Raw genomic sequence first — 19,294 nt, forward strand, 5'->3', positions numbered from 1 at the left:
CTAGCCCGATCCGCTGGATCGCGACCACCTCGCGCGGCTCAAGCTGCTGTGCGACCGATACGACCCCGAGAGCTTCTCGGAGCACCTTGCCTGGGCGAGCCATGGCGGTGTCTGGATGCACGATCTGCTGCCCCTGCCCTACACGGCGGAAACGCTGGCGCTGATCTGCGATCACGTCGATGAGGTGCAGGCGCATCTCGGCCGCCGGATGCTGCTGGAGAATCCGGCGACCTATGTGCTCTTCGACGATTCCGACATCCCCGAGACCGAATTTCTGACCGAGATCAGTCAGCGCACCGGCTGCGGATTGCTGCTCGATGTGAACAATGTCTTCGTGTCCTGCGTGAACCACCGGCAGGATCCGCGCGCCTATCTGGAGGCGTTCCCGCTGAACCGCGTCGGCGAGATCCATCTGGCTGGCCATGAAGAGGAAGAGTTGCCCTCCGGGCCCCTGCTGATCGACAGTCATGGGCGCGAAGTCGCGGAGCCGGTTTGGGCGCTTTATGCTGAAACAGTCTCTAAAACCGGGCCGCTTCCGAGCCTTATCGAATGGGACAATGACGTGCCGGACTTCGCCACTTTGATGGCTGAGGCCAAGCGCGCGTCCATGATCCTGTCGGGTGACCACCATGCCCTCGCATCGTGACTTCGCCCGCAGGTTCCGCGAGGGCCTGTCCGGCGGGCCCGCGCCGCAAAACGCCACCGCCCAAGATCCGGTCGAAATCGAGCGCCGCTTCGACGTTTACCGCAACAACGTGGCGCATGGGCTGACACAGGCCCTCGCGCGGCATTTCCCGGCGATCGAGCGGCTTCTTGGCGCGGATTGCTTCAGAGGACTCGCCCGTGCCTATATCGCCGAGCACCCGCCGCGCACGCCCGTCCTGACCGAATGGGGCGGCGCGTTTCCGGCCTATCTGGCGGATGAACCTTCGCTGCAATCGCTGAGCTATCTGCCCGACGTCGCTCGCATCGAATGGGCGCGCAGCTGGGCGTATCACGCCGCGGATTCAGAGCCTATTGCGCCGGAACGCCTGCAAGAGACAGCCACACGCGCGGGCACTCACCTGTGCCTCGATCTGCATCCGTCGGTGCAGGTTCTTCAGCTCCTGACGCCCGCCGGTTCGATCTGGGCCTCGCAACAACCGGGCGGTCCCGCTCCACCGCGGGCGAAGGAGTGGAGACCGGAGACGCTGCTGATTGCGCGGCGTGGGATTTCTCATGTGATCACCTCCGTCGTTCGCAGCTCGACCGGCCGCTTCGTCTCGGCCCTCTGTGCAGGCGAAACCGTCGCCCGCGCGCAAGACCGGGCGGGAGCGGATTTTGACCTCAACACAGCGCTTCTGCTGCTGGTGGAAAATGCGCTGATCGTCGGCGCGGGCATCGAAACAGGAGACGAGTCATGACCGATACGATCGAGGTGAAAACGCCAAAACAGAGTCTATTCCGGCTGTATCATCGGTTTTCCGATGTAGCCCAGCGCTTCCCGGAGGAGATTGTTCTGATCGGCGCGCGGCTCTTTCCGGCTATGGTGTTCTGGATGTCCGGGCGGACTAAGGTGGAGGGGTTCATGATCAAGGATTCCACCTTCACCCTCTTTCAATACGAATACGACCTGCCCGTCATTCCGCATGAATGGGCGGCGGTGCTTGCGACCTTCGCGGAGCATTTCTTCCCATTGCTGCTGATCTTCGGCCTTGGCAGCCGCTTTGCTGCGCTCGCGCTTCTGGCGATGACGCTGGTGATCCAGATCTTCGTCTATCCCGGCGCGTGGGTCACGCATGGGCTTTGGGCCATCGCGCTTCTGACGGTTCTGACGAAGGGCCCCGGGCGGCTTTCTCTCGATAAGCTCATCGGATTGGAACGCTGAGCCTTGCTCTCCCCGCCTGCACGATTATGTGTGAGCGCAAAGGAGAGCCGATGCGCGAAAGCGATGATATCGAAGCCGCAATGGGCCGCGCCGAGAGCGACGGCCACGGCCACCAGCCTGACCCGGCGAATACGCGGCTTTTGCGCGATGCCCTCGCGCAATTCGCGACCGGCGTGACCGTGGTGACCGCCTGTGCGCATGAAGCCGCGGCAGAGCCTGTCGGGATGACGGTGAACAGCTTCGCCTCGGTTTCGCTCGATCCAGCGCTGATCCTGTGGTCGGCGGCGCGGTCCTCGTTCCGACATGCGCATTTCACCGCGACCGACGCCTTCGCGGTGCATGTGCTGCGCTACGATCAGGAGGCGCTGGCCAAGCGGTTCACGAAGCGCGGCGAAGGGTTCGACGGTCTGTCCTACCGGCTGAACGCGGCGGGCGTTCCGCTGATCGACGACACGCTCGCCCGGTTCGAATGCGTGACCGAGGCGCGCCACGATGGCGGCGATCACACGATCATCATCGGTCGCGTCACCCGCTTCGTGAAAGGCGCCGGAACGGATCCGCTGCTCTTCGCGGGTGGCCAGTTCGGGCGTTTCCTTCCCGATCAGCGCAACTGATCAAAGCTTCAACCGATCAGCGTAGCTGAGCGATCTGCCGCGCGAGCTGCGTTACCGCCGCGCTATTCGCTTTCGCGATGGCCTGCGGCTCCTGAGAGCCGATCGGCACCGTGAAGTCGAACCGCCGCACCGTGTCTCCGCTGCGCTCGTAGCCATTCGCCGAGACGAAATAGACGCCCGCAACATGCAGCAGCCCATCGGCGCCCGGCAGCATCTGCTCGATCCGGACCTCGATCCTGCGCGAGGGCGGATCGGCGAGCGGCCACGGCTCGGAAATTACGGTGGCACCCGAGAGGGACGAGATTTGCCGCGCGAGCGCCAGCGTCACCGACCGCGCCGGATCATCCGCCCAGAGGTTGTCCGGGTTCGAGCGCAGCGCCCCGTCCGCAGTCTGGAACGCGATCTCCTGCCCGCCCGCATAGTCAGGCAGCGACACTTCCCGCAGCTCGGCCCGGCCCAGCCGGTTCGGCAGCGCCTTCTCGGCGGTGGGCGGGTCGATCGGATAGCGCGCGATCTTCTCGGGATCGGAACACGCCGCGAGGCCCAGGAGGCACAGCGGGATCAGGCTTAGAGCTTTCATCGTCATCTCCTGTCAGCGGCCCAGAATGAAGGACTGCGGATTGCGTTCGATCATACGCGCGAGCGAGCCGATATTCGAGATCGCCCGACGCAACTCGCGCAAGGTGCTAAGGGTTTCGTTCGAGAAGTTGGAGCCACGGCCATAGGTCGCGACCAGAGCCCCCGCCTGATCGACGAGCGATTGCAGCTTCTGTGTCAGTTCCGGCAGCTGGTCCGAGGCTTTCGACACCGAATCCGCCGCGTTCTGCGCCGCATCGAGCGTCTGGTTCAGCTTGTCGGCAGCATTCGCCTCCTTCAGCTGGGTCAGGATCGCCGCGGTCTGCTCGAGCGTGTCGTTGAGCGATTGCGGTAGGTCCTGCGTGCCGGGCTTGTTCAGAAGCTGGTCGATACTGGCGAGGATCGTATCGAGTTTTTCGCCCACATCCTTGAGCGGCATATCGGCGATCGCCGACGCAGCGCGATCTGCGGAAGAGAGCGTCTCGTCGAGACCCGAGATTTCCTCGAGCACGGAGGACGCGGCCTCCGTCACACGGTCGAGTGCAGCCACGGTCTTATCCGCGGCATCCTTCTTGTTCAGCTCGGTCGTGAAGGTCTTGAGCTGCTCCAGCAGGCCGGACAACTCGCCCGGAACTTTCCGGGTTTCTTCACTCTCGGCCACGGCCGAAATCGAATCCAATGTGCGGATCGCGGAGCTCATCACCTCCTCGATCGGCAGCCCTTCGATCCGCTTGAAGACGCCCTGCGCCGATTTCGAGAGATCATTCTCGGCCGCAGGCGCGGTCGGGAGCGTCGGATAGGGTTTGGCGTCGAGATTCATCTCGGCGTCTGGCAGATCGGGCACATCGGTCAGTTCAATGACCGTCGTTCCGCCGAGAAGCCCGATATTCGCGATCCGCGCTCGCAGGCCGCTTTGAATCTCGCCCTGCAGGAACTGGGTCACGGCCTCTTCCCCGGCGTCGCGGGACAGACCGAGCCGATCCGGCGACAGCGCGATCGTGAGCTGTTGCTGCGCATAGCTCTGGCCGGTGCTGTCCTTGCGGATCTTGATCGCAAGCCCGGTAACTTCGCCCGCCTCGACGCCCCGGAATTGCACTTTCGAGCCGACTTCGAGCCCTTGCACGGGGTCGTCGAAGAGCAGCGTGTATTTCGGCGGGTCGACCACGTCCGACTGGAAGACCGAGTTTTCCGCCGTGTCCTTGCCGTCGTAGAGACGGAAGGCGTGTTCATTCTCGACAATCCCGCCACCGCTGGTGAACGTGTCGAATTCCACCCCGCCCTGCACCAGCGTCGCAAGCGAGCGCACGTCGAGGCTAAGACCGGAGGTGTCGAATTTCACGGAGAAGCCCGACGTGTCCCAGAACCGGGTCTGGGTCGTCAGCTGTTTATTATACGGGGCTTCGATGAACGCATCCACGATCACGCCGGACCCGTCATCGTCGAGCCGCAGGTTCTGCAGATGGCCCACCGTCAGCCCGTGATAGAGAACTGGCGCCCCATCGACGATCCCGCCCGCATCCTTCGCGCGCAACTCAATGATGGTGCCCTTGGTCGGATCGGGGGAGATCGGCGGCTTTTCGAGACCCTGGAACATGCTCTGCTGGCCGTTGGGCTTATTGTTCCAGAAGCCCTCGATATAGGTGCCCGACAGCACGGTCCCGAGGTTCTGGATGCCCCGCGCCGACACTTCGGGGCGGACCAGCCAGAATTTCGCATCCTGATCGACGAACGGCGCAACTTCGTTGTCGATGCGCACGCCGAGCTGCACCTGCTCCAGATCGGGGGTGAACGAGACGCTCTCCACCTTGCCGACATCGACATCGCGGAACTTGAGCGGCGTGCCGATCTCGACCCCGGTCGCATCCTTGAAGTTGATATGGATGAGCATCCCGCGATCCGAGACCGTCTTCCATGCGACGCCGAGCGTGATCAGCAAGGCGATCAACGGCACGATCCAGACGACGGATAGCCGCGTCCAAATCGGGCGCGGAGCGTTGGAGGTTTCCAGCTCGGCCGGGCCGGTCTCGGGGGTGTCGTTCATGAACTCACTCTGTCAGGGCCGCGCCAGATCAGGCGCGGGTCGAAGCTTTGGGCGGATAGCATGGTGAATGCAACCGAGAGGGCGAAAGACGCGGCGGCAGGGCCGGGATGAATCGAGGCCACGAAACCAAGCTGCACCAGTGCGGAGAGGATCGCCACGACGAAGACGTCGATCATCGACCAGCGGCCGATGAATTCCACCACCTCGTAGAGATGCAGATGCGGAGGGCCGCCTTTGCGGCGCTCGTTTCCGACCGCGAGGGCGAGATAGGCAATGGCGATGAATTTCCCGATCGGGATCATCACCGAGGCGCCGAAGATGATCAGCGCCACGCCGTAATTGTGATGCCGCCACAGCTCCATCGCGCCGCCGACGATGGTGTTTTTCTGCTCATGACCCAGCGTCGCCGTGACCAGCATCGGGTAGAGATTGGCGGGAATGTAGAAAATCAGCCCCGCGATCCACCACGCCCAGACGCGCTGCAGCCCGCTCTTGTCGACCTTGTGCAACGTCGCGCCGCAGCGTTCGCAATGCGCATGATCCGGGGTCCAGACCCGACCGCATCGAGTGCAGCCGATCAATCCGGCATCGGTGGCGGTCAGCACATTCATTTTCGTTCGATCGCGTCCCATATCGTCCATTTGCTGACAAAGGAGTTCTTGAGCGCGATCACGATGATGAGAACGCAGAAAGCCCAGAAGGCGGGGCCGAGCGACACCTTGGCGAGACCGCCGAGTTTCACCAGCGCCACCGCCGTACCGATGATGAAGATCTCCGCCATCGCCCAGGGCTGGCTTTCCTCGGCAAGGCGAAACATCGTCGCGGCATGTTTCCAGGCGGGTTTGCCATTGGCGAGCGGCCAGAGCGTGTAGATCAGTGCGGCAAACCGGAAGATCGGCAGCGCCACGATCATCGACAGCACGAAGAAGGCCAGAGGCGCGATCCAGCCGTCGGAAAACGCCATCGCGACGCCGAAGATGGAGCTCTCGTGGCTCAGCCCGCGCGTCGAAATCTCGAGGAAGGGAAAGAAGATCGCCCCGATCATCAGGATCATCCCGGTGAAGGAGAAGGCGATGACATGCAAAAACGATCTCTCGCGCGGCGAGATCAGCACCGTTCCACAGCGAACACAGGTCGCCCGCTTGCCATCGGCCAGATGCGTCGCGCGATAAAGCGCGTCGCATTGCGGACAGGCAATCAGGTCGGCCGGGTCAACTGTCATTGTGTTCGGGTGCCCATTCATCTGCCAAATCTAGCGATTGGCCGCGCCACGACAAGGGAAGAGGCCGATGGCTCGCATTTTATCCGTCAATCGCCTGTTAACACGCGCCGACTATACCGGACGCGGGTGAAAAGAGGTGGTGGAATGAGCAACCGCGACAACGCGGCGCCAATCATCATCAAGCGTAAGAAGGTTGTCGCAGGCGACGGGCACCACGGTGGGGCGTGGAAAGTGGCCTATGCCGATTTCGTCACTGCGATGATGGCCTTCTTCATGCTGATGTGGTTGCTGAACGCGACAACCGAGAAACAACGCAAGGGCATCGCGGATTACTTCAATCCGACGATCCCGATCAACCGCATCTCCGGTGGCGGCGAAGGCGCCTTCGGCGGAGATTCCGTCTTCTCCGAGGATCAGATCGCACAGACCGGGACCGGTGCCGTCTCGCAACGTCCGACCGAAGAGCGTCAGGCCCGCGGCGAAAACTCTGCCGACGACACGCAGGACAGCGACACGGCCAGTTTGAAAGAGATGGCGCGCGCGATCGAGCAAGCTCTGATGGGCGTCGGCGGCGAGTCGATGGTGAGCGAGCAGCTCGCGCGTCATATCGTGACCCGCGTGACCGACGAGGGTCTGATCATCGAGATCTCCGACCTGCCCGACGCGCCGCTTTTCATCGACGACACGGCCAAGCCGCAGCCGGTTCTCCCCGATCTGGCGAACATCCTGACGCGGGTCTTCTCGATCGTCTCGAACAATGTCGCGATCAACGGCTACACGAGATCCTACCCGAAAATGCTGGCCCGTGACCCCGTCTGGGAGCTTTCCGCCGCACGCGCGCAAGCGATGCGGACATTGCTGGACGAGGCCGGTTTCCCCCCCGATCGGATGCAGCGCGTCAGCGGCTTCGCCGATCGGAAGCCGAAGGTCGAGCGCGCGATGGACCTGCACAACAACCGTCTCGAAGTGATCGTGCTGCGCAATGGTCGGTAAGGCGCGTCTTAGCGAAGCGGTAACCACGGGTCGAAAAAGCTGGACCTGTTAGGGCGATCTTAAACACCCGGGCGCAAAGGTAGGAAGAACTTCGGACGCAGCAGCAGAAAGGCGCATCCATGTCCATTTCTTCCTCGCTCAATGCGGGCGTGGCCGGCTTGGCCGCGAATGCCACACGTCTTGCCACGATCTCGGACAATATCGCGAATTCGAGTACATACGGCTACAAGCGCGCCGTCACCGAATTCGAAAGCATGGTGATCAATCAGGCGGCGAAGACTGGCTCCTATTCGGCTGGCGGTGTTCGTGCCTCCACGAGTCGCCTCATCGAAGAGAGAGGCTCGCTGGTCTCCACCTCGAACGCGCTCGACATCGCGGTTTCCGGACGCGGTATGCTGCCCGTCATGACGGCCGTGGCGCTCGATAACTCGACGGGCGACGAACCTTTGAAGATGACCACGACCGGCGCGTTTCGCACCGATGTCGACGGGACACTGATGACCGAATCCGGGCTTGTTCTGCTCGGTTGGCCCGCCAGTGCCGATGGCACCATTCCGACCTTCGCGCGCGACACCATGTCCGGAATGGAGCCGGTGGTGATCAACGCCAACCAGACGGCCGGCGACCCCACAACAACGCTTAATCTCGGGGTCAACCTACCCGCGACAGATACAGAAGCCGGGTCAGCCGGTGACACGCTACCACTTTCCGTCGAGTATTTCGGAAATCTCGGAACATCCGAAACCCTGGACATCACGTTCCACCCCACGGTCCCGGCCACCGGCGCATCGAACGAATGGGCTATGGTCATTCGCGACAGCGCCACGGTGGATGACCCGGGCACCCCTGCGACCGATGAAAGCGTCATCGGTCGCTATGTCCTGACCTTCGACGACAGCCGTAGCAGCGGCGGCACACTCGCCTCGGTCAATGTTATCGCAGGTGGTACCTACGATGCCTCGACCGGGACGCTCGATCTCTCCGTAGCTGGCGGTCCGCTGAGCGTCACCATCGGCAAGATCGGCGACACCAACGGTTTGACGCAGCTCTCCGACAGCTTCTCGCCGACATCGATCACGAAGGACGGCTCGCCCGTCGGCAATCTCACGGCTGTCGAAATCGATGAGGATGGCTACATCAAAGCCACCTACGACACCGGCTTCATCCGCACGGTCTATCAAATCCCCCTTGTGGATGTTCCCAATCAGAACGGTCTGATCGCGCTCGACAATCAGATCTTCGAAGTTTCCTCAAACTCCGGTTCTTTCTTCCTCTGGAATGCCGGTGACGGTCCGACCGGGTCGATCGAAGGCTACGCTCGCGAAGGCTCGACGGTCGATGTTGCAGAAGAGCTGACCAATCTAATCCAGACGCAGCGCGCCTACTCGTCCAACGCCAAGGTGATCCAGACGGTCGACGAAATGCTGCAGGAAACCACCAATATCAAACGCTGATCCTGATCGAATCGGCGACGGGAGGTCGCAATGGGAATCTCGCAAACGCTATCCAATGCCTTGTCGGGCCTCACCGCGGCCTCTCGAATGGCCGAGGTCGTGGCCTCCAATACCGCCAACGCGCTCACCGACGGCTACGCGCGCCGCGAGATTTCACTCGGCGCGCAGGTCGTCGGCCAGCAAGGTGCCGGTGTTCGCGTGCTCAGCGTCGACCGCATCGTCAACGAAACCCTCCGCAGCGATCTCCGCCTCTCCGATGCTGCGGCCCAAAACGCTTCACTGCGCGGCGACTTTCTTTCAACCTTCGAAGCTCGCATCGGCACGCCGGAGGATGCGAGCTCCTTATCCTCCAAATTCGCAGAGTTCGAAGCCTCGCTCGTCGAAGCTGGCAGCCGCCCAGAAAGCGAAGCCCGCCTGTCCACAGTGCTGAGCGCCGCCCGCGAGGTTACCGGACACCTGAATACGCTCTCCGCAGAATTGCAGGACAGCCGGATGGACGCAGACCGGAAAATCGCGACGCAGGTCGACGCCCTAAACAGCGCACTCGCGCAGGTCGATGAACTCAACGCATCGATCCTGGCCGGAAAGGCCGCAGGCCATGACACCAATGCGCTCAAGGATCAACGTCAAACGCTGGTCGACCGGATTTCCAGCATCGTCCCCACCCGCCAAGTCCCGCGCGAAAACGATCAGATCGCACTCTTCACCACAGGCGGTGCCGTTCTTCTCGAAGGCAATCCAGTCGAGATCGAGTTCACGGCGCGCGGAATCATAACACCGGACATGACCCACGACGGAGGGGTTCTTTCAGGCCTGACGCTCAACGGAAACGCTGTCTCAAGTGACGATGACGGGTTCTTCGGCGGCGGCACGCTTGGCGCCCTCTTCGCCATCCGTGATACGCTCGCTCCAAACCTGCAGGTTCAGATCGACGCAATCTCCCGCAACCTGATCGAGAGGGTCAGCGACCCGGCGGTCGACCCAACACTCGGTGGCGGCGCAGCCGGTCTCTTTACAGATGGCGGGGGCCCGCTCGATCCGCTCAACGAAACAGGCCTCGCCGGTCGGATCGTCATCAACCCGCTCGCGGACCCTGCACAAGGAGGCTCGCTTTCGCTGCTGCGTGACGGGTTCGGCACAACTGCCCCTGGCCCCGTGAGCAACGCAGAAAATCTTTTCTCACTCGCCTCAGCGTTAACAACCGCGTCCGCACCCGCGTCCGGAAATTTTGGCCCGTCGCTTCATTCAAGCGCAGAGCTTTTCGCAAGCTTCTTGTCCCAAGTTACGAGCGATCGTCAAAGCAACGAGGCGTCTCAAACCTATGCAACGGCCCGTTACGACACATTGAAAGAGCAGGCCCTCGCCGAGGGTGTCGATACTGATCATGAAATACAGAAACTTCTGCAAATTGAAGAACTTTACAGCGCCAATGCACGCGTCATCCAAACCGTCGATGCACTGATCAAACAGCTTCTGGAGATCTAAGATGAACTATCTCTCTGTTGGAGACATGGCGCTGAATTTCCAGATGCGACGCCACAATGCAGCGCTGGATACGAAATTGGCGACCCTTACCCAAGAAGTGACGTCTGGCATAAAATCCGATCTCGGCGCCGCCGTATCAGGCGACTTCGGCGCGCTCTCCGCGCTCGATCGGAGCCTGAGATTGTTCGACGCATTCGACCTCGCCACTACCGAGGCGAACCAATATGCAGACGCGATGCAACGCAGCCTCGAGCGGATCGGCAACCTCGACGACGGCATCAGTACGGCCCTCATGTCCGCCGCAACCACCTCCAGCAAGATCATGATCGACGCGACCGTCGCGTCGGCAGCCGAAAAGTTCAACGCGCTGATCGCAACGCTCAACACGAATTCTGTCGGGCGCTACATATTTGCGGGCGATCAGGGAGATACGACCCCGCTGTCCGATGCCGAAACGATTATCACTTCCCTGTCTGCTGAGATTTCAGGGGCCACGAATGCGACGGATGTACTCGCGACCCTCGATACGTGGTTCGCCGACCCAAGCGGTTTCAGCGCAACCTCCTATCAAGGCGGCGAAGCCAAGGGAAAATTCCACATCGCAGAAGGCGAAACCGCCGCGATCAATGTCACCGCAAATGACTCACGCGTTAAAGACGCGATCAAGGGCTACGCCATAGGCACGCTTTTGGACCGAGGTTTGTTCGACGGTGACCTGGCCCAGCGAAGTGCGCTTGCGAAGGAAGCGGGTGAGAGAATTCACTCGGGATCTCTCGCAACTGTCGAACTCGCCGCGGAAGTCGGTTCGTTCGAAGGCAAAGTCGCCTCAGCAGCGACACGGAACGATAGCGAACGCGCCAGCCTTGAAATTGCACGGACGAAACTCATCGGCGCCGACCCGTACGCCTCGGCAACCGCGCTCGAAGCGGTACGCTCCCAGATCGAGACGCTCTATCTTCTGACACGTCGGCTCTCCAACCTCTCGATGACGGATTACATGTGATGTGGCGCTGGTTGCTAGTTGCCCTCATTTTCCTTCCGCAGATCGCTCTTTGCGCCCCGATCCGCATTAAGGATCTGGTCGAATTCGACGGAGTGCGCGGGAACGATCTCGTCGGCTATGGTCTGGTCGTTGGATTGAACGGCACGGGTGACGGGTTACGTAACGCCCCCTTTACCGAAGAGATCATGTCGAACATGCTCGAACGGCTCGGCGTTAACGTTACCGGAGAACAGTTTCGACCGAAGAACGTCGCCGCCGTTATGATCACCGCAAGCCTGCCACCCTTCGCGCGCGCCGGAAGCCAAATCGACATCACCGTCTCCGCGATTGGTGACGCCAAGAGCCTTCTTGGCGGCACCCTCGTGATGACCCCTTTGAAAGCGGCAGATGGCGAAATCTATGCGGTCGCGCAAGGCGCGATCATTGCCGGCGGCGCTGTGGCACAGGGAAACGCCGCTTCGGTGACTCAAGGCGTTCCGACCTCGGGAAATATTCCGTCGGGCGCGCGCGTCGAGCGCGAAATCGCCTTCGAGATTAACGACCTCAATACGGTGCGCCTCGCGCTGCGCTCGCCCGACTTCACCACTGCAAGCCGAATTGAAACCGCCATTAACCGCGAATACGGTCGGCGCGTCGCGGAAATGCTCGACGGCGGTACAGTTGCTTTGAACATTCGTGAGACCCGCGCGCGCTCGGTCGCGCATGCGATTGGCCGGGTAGAGAATCTCAGTGTCGAACCGGAACAGCGCGCCCGGGTCGTGGTCGACCAGCGTTCGGGTACGATCGTCATGGGGGAAGACGTGCGGATTTCGCGCGTTGCCGTCAGCCAGGGGAACCTGACCCTCAAAGTGGAGGAGAGCCCCCTCGTAGTGCAACCCAACCCGTTTTCGCAAGGAGATACGGTTGTCGTCCCCAGATCGCAGGCGACTCTCACAGAAGAGCCAGGCATTCGCATGGCCGAAGTCCCACAGGGCAGCTCGCTAGCGGAATTGGTCGCGGGGCTCAACGCGCTCGGCGTTAGCCCGCGCGACATGATCGACATCCTCAAGAGCATCAATGCCGCGGGCGCGTTGCATGCAGAATTTGTCGTGAATTGACCTGAAGCCTCGAGAACGACTGCCCTGAAACAAGCGAAGCGGAACCTTGCGGTTCCGCCTCTGCGCCTGAACTTTCAGGAAGTGGTGCCGGTGATAGGACTCGAACCTACGACCCCATCATTACGAATGACGTGCTCTACCAGCTGAGCTACACCGGCACTGTGGCGGGCGATTACCATGCTCTTTCGGGGATGTGTAGCCCCAAAATGATCAAGCTGTCGCAGTTCCGCTTTGCGTCTCCTTCGATGCACTTGCAGCCTCGCCTTCCTCCTTCGGCGGATCGACGATTTCCGCGTCCTGAATGGGGGCGTCTGCGGCTTCATCCTCTTTCTTGGGCGAGGACTCTGCACTCGGCTTACCCACGATCAAGGGTAGCATCTCTGCCCCATGCGGCAGCGGCGACTGCGCCTGTTGCGGCTCGCGCCAGCTGAGCGTGTCGAAGCCACCGCAATTGTCACAGATCGGCGTCCATTCGGACTGAATGTTCTGACATTTGTCGCAGCACCATTGCGGACCGCGCGGTGCAGTCAGGGCCCGGGCCAACCACCCGCGCACGACGACATCCTCCGCCCCTTCGCCACGCTCGACCGCCGCCATGATCGTCAGTGACCGGGCCGTCGGATGAGTCTCGACGAGGTCGCCCAGCGCCCGGCGCGCCGCCGGGAAGTCTTCGGCCGCGATGTTCAGTTCCGCCTTCAGAAGGCGGGTTTCCTCATGATCGGGACGGCTCGAAAGCAGCTTCGAGAATCGCTTCAGCCGGGCTTCCGGCGTATCATCCGGGGCAATCTCCGCGAAAGCGGTCGCAAGATCCGGATGCGGTTGCACTTCCCAAGCCTTGCGCAAGATACGCTCCGCCGCGCCTTTCTTGCCCTTGTCGATATAGGCGCGGGCCGCCATCACGACGGCAGGCACCAGATCGGGCGACGCTTTGGCGGCCGAAATCGCAGCTTCACGCGCCTCGACGCTCGCACCTTCCTGCCAGACGCCCTTGGCCTCTTGCAGTGCGAGGACAGCATCGCGGCGCTTATGGACGTCACGCGGCAATTCGCCCTGACGCATCTTCGCCTGCAAAATCTCCCGCGCGCCTTTCCAGTCGCCCGTCTCAGTCTGCAGCCCCAGAAGCGTATCCTGAACTTCACGGTGACGCGGCTTGATCGCGTAAGCTTTCTGCGCGAGCTTCAGCGCCGTTTCGGTATCGCCCTCTTCGAGCTTCTGGCGCAGCAGCCCGCGAATCCCCACGAACCGCGTGCGGTCATCGGCGAGGAGCCGTTTGTAAACTTCGGTCGCTTTCTTCGAGTCGCCCGAGGCTTCCGCCGCCTGCGCGGTGAGAAGGTTGGTCAGCTCCGGCCGTTGCAGATAGCGCTCGGCCTTCGCCGCTTTCGACATGGCGAGCTTGCCCTCGCCGGACGCCGCCGCAAGCAGCCCTTCGGACAAAGCCTGATAGCCTTTGCGTTCGCGATGCCGGTCGAAATAGCGGGTGATCGCGGTTTCGTCGCCCGCGAGGAAGCGCAGGAAGGCGACCACCAGACCGACGATCCGGATCACGATCCAGATCGCGATGAAGAGGATGATCGCGGCGATCACCGCCTGCAGCGGGCCCAAGGTGAATTCCATACCGAGCGTCGTGATCCGCAGACCGCCCGTCATCTCGGCGAGATGCGCGAGGCCCAGGGTCGCCGCGGCAACGACAATCAGAAACAGCGCGATTTTGATGAATGACCAGATCATGTCTGTCTCCTTATTGCGTCGCGCCAAGCTGGTTGGCCGCGTCGAGCGCAGCCACCCGTGCTTTCGCCTGGTTCACCCAGTCGGACATCGCCTCCTGCGCGGGGTCGGACAGTTTCGCGATCTCGTCGAGCGCCTCGGACAAAGCCCCCCGGTCGACATCGGCCTGCGCCCGCGACAGCACCGGATCCGCGCTATCGCCCTCTTTCGGCGCGACCGAGCGTGCCCCGGTCTGAGCTAGAAGGAAAGCGCCGACGCGATCGCTGATCGAGCCGCCTGTCTCGGTGCGGCGCGCCGCCTGAAGCGCTGCCCGCGCGGCATCTGGGAAGCTCGATTGCAGCGACTGCAGGCTCGGAATGTCGCCACTGAGCGCCGCCGGGATTTCGACACCTGCGTCGCGCAGATCGGCAAGCGGCGCGTCAAGCGACGTGCCCGCATCCAGCGCCGCTTTCACGCGCGCCGCCGCAGCCTGCGTCATCGCCGCCTTGGCGGCCGCCTCGCTTTGCGATTTCAGGCTCTGCGCCTGCGCTTCGGCTTCTTTGATCCGGGCTTCGGCGGCTTTCGCGGCCGCTTCGATCTCGGCTTGCGCCGCGCTGCCGCCAGTGTCGGTCTGCAGCGACGCGATCTGAGATTTCAAATCCTCCAGCGCGGATTTGTTCGCCCGGATATCCGCGTTGACCTGATCGAGCGCGCCTTGAACGCCCGACAGATCCGGCGCGGGCGGCTGCGACGATTTCAGGGTCGCTATCTCTTCGGAGAGTTGGCCGATTTGCTTCGATTGGTCATCGAGCTTGGCTTGAATGGCAGCCTCGTCCACTGGGGCCGGTGCGGTCGGCAGCCATCCGGAAAGTTGCGGCGGCAGATTGGGGATCGCCCAAATCGCGACGCCCGCGCCGATCACAGCCGCAATCACACCGCCCAGGAAAGCGGACCCGAACCCGCCGCGCTTTTCGATCACCGGCTGGGGCGAGGTGCTCGACGCTGCTGTATCACTTTTCGGCGGGGTCCTGTCAGTGGTCGTGGCGCTACTGGTCGTCGCGGCGCTCGCAGGCTTCTCGGCCTGCGCTTTATCTTCCGATGCGCCGCTTGCGGTCGACTTCTTCGGCTCGGCCTCCGGTTTTGCACTGGTCGTGGCCGGGGTCGAGGTCGCCTCGGTCTTCACAGGCGTGGCGCCGGACTTCGGCGCCGCATCGGATTTCGCAGGGGTCTCCGCCTTGGTTGCAGGCGTGGAGGTCGGCTTGGCGGTTCCGGTCGTGCTCTTGGAGGTATCCGCTTTGGTCGCAGGCGTAGACGTGGGGGACGACTTCGCGGGCGTGCTCGACTTCGATGCCGGAGCGGGCTTACTGGACGCGGCCGCGCTCGACTTGTCCGTCGCCTCGGGAGTCGTGGCGGCCTTGCTATCCTTCGGGGTTTGCGAAGAGGTTGCGTCGGATTTGGTCTCGGACTCGGTCGTCGATTTCGCGTCTTCCGGCTTGTTCGCGTCGGAAGATTTCCCGGTTGTCCGTTTCGCCATCGTCTAAGCCCTCCACTGCCGCACCAAATTGCGCGCTCACATCAACTTAGAAGTCAGTCCGCGACTGCTCAACCCGCCTTTTGCCTTTGCAGCAAGACGGCAAGCGCATCGAGCATCCCTTGCGCATCGGGATGCGGGGCAACTTCTAGATGGCACAAGCTAGCGCTTTTGAGGCGAGACGCCACTGCCTCGCTCATAGCTGCGACAAAGAGCGGCGGCTTGGGCGCATCGGGCATAGAATTTAGGAAGCGATCCGCCGCGTTTGGCGAGAAAATCGGCACCAATACAGGGCGCGATGCGCGCAGTGCCGCCTGCGCCTCACCGCTCAACGGGCGGGAGACCTGGCGGTAAATGATCGCAGATTCAGTCTCTATTCCGGCGGAATTCAGCCGATTTTCGAGATCGAAGGCGACCTGCTCTCCCCTCACGAACAGCAGTTTTCCGCCGAACTCGCGCTGCGCGATCATTTCGCTCAACGCCTCCGCATCGCCCGGCCCGGCGATGGCATCGAACCCGGCCTCGCGTGCCGCCTGCGCCGTGCGCTGCCCCACGCAATAGGCGCGGCGGCCCTGTCCCTGAGCCAGTCGCTGGAAGGCAGCCACGGCATTTTGCGAGGTGAAGATCGCAGTCTGAAACTCGGGGATCTGTACGTCCAGCGCCTCAATCTCCGTGAGTGGAGACATAACGACGGGCCAATCGTTCCCAAACCTTTCACGAAACGCCTCGACGAATCCTTCTGCCGCGACGGCGGGTCGCGTGACGAAGAGAATCGGTCTCTCAGGCTGGCTATCCATCCACCGCCCCGGGATTGTGCGAACGCTTCCCCGGTGTTACCTGCGTTGGATAACCCACGCAACAGGCGCCCCGATGACCGATACGCTGACCTTTCTCGGGCTGGAATCGAGCTGCGACGATACGGCAGCGGCGATCGTGCGCCTGACGGATGGCCAGCCGGAGATCCTCTCGAGCGTCGTCGCCGGGCAGACCGATCTGCATGCGGCCTTCGGTGGCGTGGTCCCCGAAATCGCCGCGCGCGCCCATGCCGAGAAGCTCGATCTCTGCGTCGAAGAGGCTCTGGAAGACGCCGGGCTTGGGCTCGACGCGCTGGATGGCATCGCGGTGACGGCGGGACCGGGGCTGATCGGCGGGGTGATGTCGGGCGTGATGTGCGCCAAGGGCCTCGCCGCCGGGGCGGGTCTGCCTCTGGTCGGTGTGAACCACTTGGCGGGCCATGCGCTGACCCCGCGCCTGACCGATGGGCTCGCTTTTCCCTATCTGATGCTGCTGGTCTCCGGCGGCCACTGCCAGTTTCTGATCGCGAAAGGGCCGGAAGATTTCTCGCGGCTCGGCGGCACGATCGACGACGCGCCGGGCGAGGCCTTCGATAAGGCGGCGAAGCTGATGGCCCTGCCCCAACCCGGCGGACCCTCCGTCGAGGCCGAGGCGCGCAAGGGCGATCCCAAGGCTTTTGCCTTTCCGCGGCCTCTTCTGGATCGGCCGGGCTGCGATATGTCCTTCTCTGGGCTGAAGACCGCGCTGCTGCGCGCCCGCGATCAGGTGGTGGCAGAGCATGGCGGGCTTCCGCGCCAGATCCGTGCCGATCTTTGCGCCGGTTTTCAGCAGGCGATTGCGGATGTCTTGATCGAGAAGTCACGGCGTGCCTTGGCGGAATATCTCAAACTTGCACCCGCCAACCCCGGCTTCGCGGTCGCAGGCGGTGTCGCGGCAAATCAGGCTATTCGGGCTGGATTAGAGACTGTTTCACGTGAAATGGGCGCCGAGTTCGTGGCCCCGCCCTTGAAGCTTTGCACCGATAACGCGGCGATGATTGCATGGGCCGGGATCGAACGGTTCCGCAGTGGCGCGCAAGACGGGATGGACCTGACCGCCCGCCCCCGCTGGCCGCTGGATCGCAGCGCCGCACCGCTTCTTGGGTCGGGAAAGAAGGGGGCCAAGGCATGAGTATTTCGGTCCTGGGCGCGGGCGCTTTCGGCACCGCGATGGCGGTGACACTGTCGCAAAACGGGCCGGTGACTCTTTGGGCCCGCGATGCCGAGCATGTGCAGGCCATGCGCGAGAGCGGTGAGAACGCGCGCCGCCTTCCGGGTGTCAAACTGCCCGAAAACATCTCTGTTTCAGCGGAAATTGCAGATGCGCTTCAGGCTGAGACGCTGCTTCTCGCGATGCCGATGCAGAAGATGGCCGGGTTTCTCGACGCGCATTCCGACACGCTTGCGGGCAAGACTCTGGTCTCCTGCTCCAAGGGGATCGACCTGTCCACCGGCCAGGGGCCGACGGCCCTGATCCGCGCGAAAGTGCCGGGCGCGCGGGCTGCCGTGCTGACCGGGCCGAGCTTTGCCGGCGATATCGCGCGCGGCCTGCCGACTGCGCTTACGCTGGCCTGCGCCGATCATTCCGAGGAACTGCAGGCCGAGCTGTCGACGCCGACGCTGCGGCTGTATCGCACGACCGACACGACCGGGGCGGAACTCGGCGGCGCACTGAAGAATGTCTACGCGATCGCTGCGGGCACCGTGATTGGCGCGGGGCTCGGGGATTCCGCGCGCGCCGCCCTGATGACACGCGGTTTCGCCGAAATGTTGCGGATTGCGACGGAACTCGGCGCCCGGCCAGAGACGCTGTCGGGCCTGTCCGGCTTTGGCGATCTGGTGCTGACCTGCACCTCGGCGCAATCGCGCAATTTCCGGCTGGGCCACGCGATCGGCGCGGGCGAAGCCTTCGATCCCTCTATCACCGTCGAGGGCGCCGCGACCGCGCAGGCCCTGAACAAGCTGGCCCATGCGCGCGGTCTGGAAATTCCGGTGGCCGCGATGGTTATGGCGCTTACCGAACAGTCAATCAGCGTGGATGAAGCGATGCAGGCTCTGCTCGCCCGCCCCTTGAAGGAGGAATGAGATGTATTTTGCCGTGATCTGCCGCGACAAGCCCGGCGCTCTGCAAACCCGGATGGACAACCGCGAGAAGCACCTCGCCTATATCGAAGAAACCGGCGTGGTCTTCATGGCGGGCCCGTTTATCGAGAATGACCAGATGGTCGGCTCGCTCGTGATCGTGGAGGTCGACAGCCTCGAGGCCGCGCAGGACTGGGCCGCGAACGATCCCTACGCGAAGGCGGGGCTGTTCGAGGACGTGCAGGTCAAGGCGTGGAAAAAGGTGATCGGCTGATGCGGTACTGGCTGTTCAAATCGGAACCCAACAAGTTTTCCTGGGACGATCTGGTCGCCAAGGGCGATGCGGGCGAGGAATGGGACGGCATCCGCAACTATCTCGCGCGCAACAACATGCGCGAGATGAAGATCGGCGATCGCGGCCTGTTCTACCATTCGAATATCGGCAAGGAGGTAGTCGGGATCTGTGAGGTCGTGGCCGAGAGCCATCCGGATTCCACCACCGACGATCCGCGCTGGGATTGCGTGGACCTCAAGGCGGTGCGGCCCTTCACCAAGCCGGTCACACTGGCCGATGTGAAAGGCGAACCGCGCCTGTCGGAGATGTCGCTTGTGACGTCGATGCGGCTGTCGGTTCAGCCGGTCACCGAAGAGGAATGGAATATCGTCTGCGAGATGGGCGAGACCGATCCGACCTGAACCGGATAAAACAGGAGGGTTCCGGCACCCCAGCCAGAACCCTCCTTCACCCACGTGCACCCCTACGCACCACACGTGAAACTAAATCTCGGGTCT

The 19,294-nt window shown here is 62.7% G+C and carries 20 protein-coding genes, 1 tRNA gene and 1 pseudogene; 14 read left to right on the forward strand and 8 right to left on the reverse strand.

Annotation, left to right across the window (positions count from 1 at the left end; translation table 11 throughout):
* Nucleotides 1-13: 13 nt before the first annotated feature.
* The 4 genes and pseudogenes from B3D39_RS04255 to B3D39_RS04270 form a co-directional block, all read left to right on the forward strand.
* Nucleotides 14-646, forward strand: a pseudogene (locus B3D39_RS04255) (DUF692 domain-containing protein); the annotation flags it as partial.
* On the forward strand, nt 630-1,403 hold the full coding sequence (locus B3D39_RS04260) for a DNA-binding domain-containing protein (RefSeq protein ID WP_274962608.1): 774 nt from the start codon (nt 630-632) through the stop codon (nt 1,401-1,403). The pseudogene B3D39_RS04255 and the gene B3D39_RS04260, both read left to right, overlap by 17 nt.
* On the forward strand, nt 1,400-1,867 hold the full coding sequence (locus tag B3D39_RS04265) for a DoxX family protein (protein WP_274962609.1): 468 nt from the start codon (nt 1,400-1,402) through the stop codon (nt 1,865-1,867). The genes B3D39_RS04260 and B3D39_RS04265 overlap by 4 nt, the downstream gene beginning before the upstream one ends.
* Nucleotides 1,868-1,947: 80 nt before the next feature.
* Nucleotides 1,948-2,481: a flavin reductase family protein gene (locus B3D39_RS04270; protein ID WP_274962628.1), complete on the forward strand. Its 534-nt coding sequence runs from the start codon at nt 1,948-1,950 to the stop codon at nt 2,479-2,481.
* A gap of 16 nt (nt 2,482-2,497) precedes the next feature.
* Here B3D39_RS04270 and B3D39_RS04275 read toward each other — a convergent pair whose 3' ends face one another.
* The 4 genes from B3D39_RS04275 to B3D39_RS04290 are packed head-to-tail and all read right to left on the reverse strand — an operon-like array spanning nt 2,498 to nt 6,320.
* Nucleotides 2,498-3,061: a PqiC family protein gene (locus B3D39_RS04275; protein WP_274962610.1), complete on the reverse strand. Its 564-nt coding sequence runs from the start codon at nt 3,059-3,061 to the stop codon at nt 2,498-2,500.
* Nucleotides 3,062-3,073: 12 nt separating this feature from the next.
* Entirely contained in the window at nt 3,074-5,098 is a 2,025-nt protein-coding gene (locus B3D39_RS04280) for an MlaD family protein (RefSeq protein ID WP_274962611.1), read from the reverse strand.
* Nucleotides 5,095-5,709 (reverse strand): paraquat-inducible protein A, encoded by a 615-nt coding sequence (locus B3D39_RS04285; protein ID WP_244176661.1) that lies wholly within the window; start codon nt 5,707-5,709, stop codon nt 5,095-5,097. Before B3D39_RS04285 ends, B3D39_RS04280 begins: the two co-directional genes overlap by 4 nt.
* Nucleotides 5,706-6,320 carry a paraquat-inducible protein A gene (locus tag B3D39_RS04290; protein ID WP_274962612.1) on the reverse strand — a complete coding sequence of 205 codons (615 nt, stop codon included), beginning with the start codon at nt 6,318-6,320 and terminating at the stop codon, nt 5,706-5,708. Before B3D39_RS04290 ends, B3D39_RS04285 begins: the two co-directional genes overlap by 4 nt.
* Nucleotides 6,321-6,464: 144 nt before the next feature.
* On the opposite strand from B3D39_RS04290, the gene B3D39_RS04295 reads away from it, so the two are divergent.
* From B3D39_RS04295 to B3D39_RS04315, 5 genes are all read left to right on the forward strand, one after another.
* The gene (locus B3D39_RS04295) at nt 6,465-7,313 is read left to right on the forward strand and encodes a flagellar motor protein MotB (protein WP_274962613.1); all 849 of its coding nucleotides are present in this window, start codon (nt 6,465-6,467) and stop codon (nt 7,311-7,313) included.
* Between the two features lie 119 nt (nt 7,314-7,432).
* Nucleotides 7,433-8,767, forward strand: coding sequence for a flagellar hook protein FlgE (locus B3D39_RS04300; RefSeq protein ID WP_083079443.1), 1,335 nt, complete (start codon nt 7,433-7,435; stop codon nt 8,765-8,767).
* Between the two features lie 30 nt (nt 8,768-8,797).
* Complete coding sequence (gene flgK / locus B3D39_RS04305) at nt 8,798-10,252, forward strand: flagellar hook-associated protein FlgK (RefSeq protein WP_274962614.1); 1,455 nt, start codon at nt 8,798-8,800, stop codon at nt 10,250-10,252.
* A gap of 1 nt (nt 10,253) precedes the next feature.
* Nucleotides 10,254-11,255, forward strand: coding sequence for a flagellar biosynthesis protein FlgL (locus tag B3D39_RS04310; protein WP_274962615.1), 1,002 nt, complete (start codon nt 10,254-10,256; stop codon nt 11,253-11,255).
* Nucleotides 11,255-12,352 (forward strand): flagellar basal body P-ring protein FlgI, encoded by a 1,098-nt coding sequence (locus B3D39_RS04315; protein WP_274962616.1) that lies wholly within the window; start codon nt 11,255-11,257, stop codon nt 12,350-12,352. The genes B3D39_RS04310 and B3D39_RS04315 overlap by 1 nt, the downstream gene beginning before the upstream one ends.
* A gap of 82 nt (nt 12,353-12,434) precedes the next feature.
* Here B3D39_RS04315 and B3D39_RS04320 read toward each other — a convergent pair.
* The 3 genes from B3D39_RS04320 to B3D39_RS04330 all read right to left on the reverse strand — a co-directional run bounded on the left by B3D39_RS04320 (nt 12,435) and on the right by B3D39_RS04330 (nt 14,894).
* Nucleotides 12,435-12,510, reverse strand: a tRNA-Thr gene (locus tag B3D39_RS04320).
* Between the two features lie 52 nt (nt 12,511-12,562).
* The gene (locus B3D39_RS04325; protein WP_274962617.1) at nt 12,563-14,080 is read right to left on the reverse strand and encodes a heme biosynthesis protein HemY; all 1,518 of its coding nucleotides are present in this window, start codon (nt 14,078-14,080) and stop codon (nt 12,563-12,565) included.
* A 10-nt stretch (nt 14,081-14,090) separates the two neighbouring features.
* Nucleotides 14,091-14,894 carry a COG4223 family protein gene (locus B3D39_RS04330; protein WP_274962618.1) on the reverse strand — a complete coding sequence of 268 codons (804 nt, stop codon included), beginning with the start codon at nt 14,892-14,894 and terminating at the stop codon, nt 14,091-14,093.
* Between the two features lie 46 nt (nt 14,895-14,940).
* Between B3D39_RS04330 and B3D39_RS04335 the strand changes: the two genes are divergently transcribed.
* Nucleotides 14,941-15,597 carry a hypothetical protein gene (locus B3D39_RS04335; protein ID WP_274962619.1) on the forward strand — a complete coding sequence of 219 codons (657 nt, stop codon included), beginning with the start codon at nt 14,941-14,943 and terminating at the stop codon, nt 15,595-15,597.
* A gap of 61 nt (nt 15,598-15,658) precedes the next feature.
* On the opposite strand, the gene B3D39_RS04340 is transcribed toward B3D39_RS04335, so the two are convergent.
* Nucleotides 15,659-16,384, reverse strand: a complete 726-nt coding sequence (locus B3D39_RS04340; protein ID WP_274962620.1) for a uroporphyrinogen-III synthase — start codon at nt 16,382-16,384, stop codon at nt 15,659-15,661.
* A 73-nt stretch (nt 16,385-16,457) separates the two neighbouring features.
* On the opposite strand from B3D39_RS04340, the gene tsaD reads away from it, so the two are divergent.
* From tsaD to B3D39_RS04360, 4 genes are read left to right on the forward strand one after another with little or no spacing between them, the layout of a single operon-like run.
* The gene (gene tsaD, locus B3D39_RS04345; protein WP_274962621.1) at nt 16,458-17,552 is read left to right on the forward strand and encodes a tRNA (adenosine(37)-N6)-threonylcarbamoyltransferase complex transferase subunit TsaD; all 1,095 of its coding nucleotides are present in this window, start codon (nt 16,458-16,460) and stop codon (nt 17,550-17,552) included.
* Nucleotides 17,549-18,505: an NAD(P)H-dependent glycerol-3-phosphate dehydrogenase gene (locus B3D39_RS04350; RefSeq protein ID WP_274962622.1), complete on the forward strand. Its 957-nt coding sequence runs from the start codon at nt 17,549-17,551 to the stop codon at nt 18,503-18,505. Before tsaD ends, B3D39_RS04350 begins: the two co-directional genes overlap by 4 nt.
* Nucleotide 18,506: 1 nt before the next feature.
* Entirely contained in the window at nt 18,507-18,776 is a 270-nt protein-coding gene (locus tag B3D39_RS04355) for a YciI family protein (protein ID WP_274962623.1), read from the forward strand.
* Nucleotides 18,776-19,198 (forward strand): EVE domain-containing protein, encoded by a 423-nt coding sequence (locus B3D39_RS04360; protein ID WP_274962624.1) that lies wholly within the window; start codon nt 18,776-18,778, stop codon nt 19,196-19,198. The genes B3D39_RS04355 and B3D39_RS04360 overlap by 1 nt, the downstream gene beginning before the upstream one ends.
* The last annotated feature ends 96 nt before the right edge of the window (nt 19,199-19,294 follow it).

Origin of the sequence: Thioclava sp. UBA3469 (genome assembly GCF_002378135.1) — a bacterium.
Classification (GTDB): Bacteria; Pseudomonadota; Alphaproteobacteria; order Rhodobacterales; family Rhodobacteraceae; genus Thioclava; species Thioclava sediminum.

Coding starts and splice junctions, on each gene's coding strand:
- B3D39_RS04350 (WP_274962622.1), top strand. CDS start 17,549: ATGAGTATTTCGGTCCTGGGCGCGGGCGCTTTCGGCACCGCGATGGCG.
- B3D39_RS04275 (WP_274962610.1), bottom strand. CDS start 3,061: ATGAAAGCTCTAAGCCTGATCCCGCTGTGCCTCCTGGGCCTCGCGGCG.
- B3D39_RS04290 (WP_274962612.1), bottom strand. CDS start 6,320: ATGACAGTTGACCCGGCCGACCTGATTGCCTGTCCGCAATGCGACGCG.
- B3D39_RS04270 (WP_274962628.1), top strand. CDS start 1,948: ATGGGCCGCGCCGAGAGCGACGGCCACGGCCACCAGCCTGACCCGGCG.
- B3D39_RS04355 (WP_274962623.1), top strand. CDS start 18,507: ATGTATTTTGCCGTGATCTGCCGCGACAAGCCCGGCGCTCTGCAAACC.
- B3D39_RS04340 (WP_274962620.1), bottom strand. CDS start 16,384: ATGGATAGCCAGCCTGAGAGACCGATTCTCTTCGTCACGCGACCCGCC.
- B3D39_RS04265 (WP_274962609.1), top strand. CDS start 1,400: ATGACCGATACGATCGAGGTGAAAACGCCAAAACAGAGTCTATTCCGG.
- flgK (WP_274962614.1), top strand. CDS start 8,798: ATGGGAATCTCGCAAACGCTATCCAATGCCTTGTCGGGCCTCACCGCG.
- B3D39_RS04300 (WP_083079443.1), top strand. CDS start 7,433: ATGTCCATTTCTTCCTCGCTCAATGCGGGCGTGGCCGGCTTGGCCGCG.
- B3D39_RS04285 (WP_244176661.1), bottom strand. CDS start 5,709: ATGAATGTGCTGACCGCCACCGATGCCGGATTGATCGGCTGCACTCGA.
- B3D39_RS04325 (WP_274962617.1), bottom strand. CDS start 14,080: ATGATCTGGTCATTCATCAAAATCGCGCTGTTTCTGATTGTCGTTGCC.
- B3D39_RS04315 (WP_274962616.1), top strand. CDS start 11,255: ATGTGGCGCTGGTTGCTAGTTGCCCTCATTTTCCTTCCGCAGATCGCT.
- B3D39_RS04295 (WP_274962613.1), top strand. CDS start 6,465: ATGAGCAACCGCGACAACGCGGCGCCAATCATCATCAAGCGTAAGAAG.
- tsaD (WP_274962621.1), top strand. CDS start 16,458: ATGACCGATACGCTGACCTTTCTCGGGCTGGAATCGAGCTGCGACGAT.
- B3D39_RS04260 (WP_274962608.1), top strand. CDS start 630: ATGCCCTCGCATCGTGACTTCGCCCGCAGGTTCCGCGAGGGCCTGTCC.
- B3D39_RS04280 (WP_274962611.1), bottom strand. CDS start 5,098: ATGAACGACACCCCCGAGACCGGCCCGGCCGAGCTGGAAACCTCCAAC.
- B3D39_RS04360 (WP_274962624.1), top strand. CDS start 18,776: ATGCGGTACTGGCTGTTCAAATCGGAACCCAACAAGTTTTCCTGGGAC.
- B3D39_RS04310 (WP_274962615.1), top strand. CDS start 10,254: ATGAACTATCTCTCTGTTGGAGACATGGCGCTGAATTTCCAGATGCGA.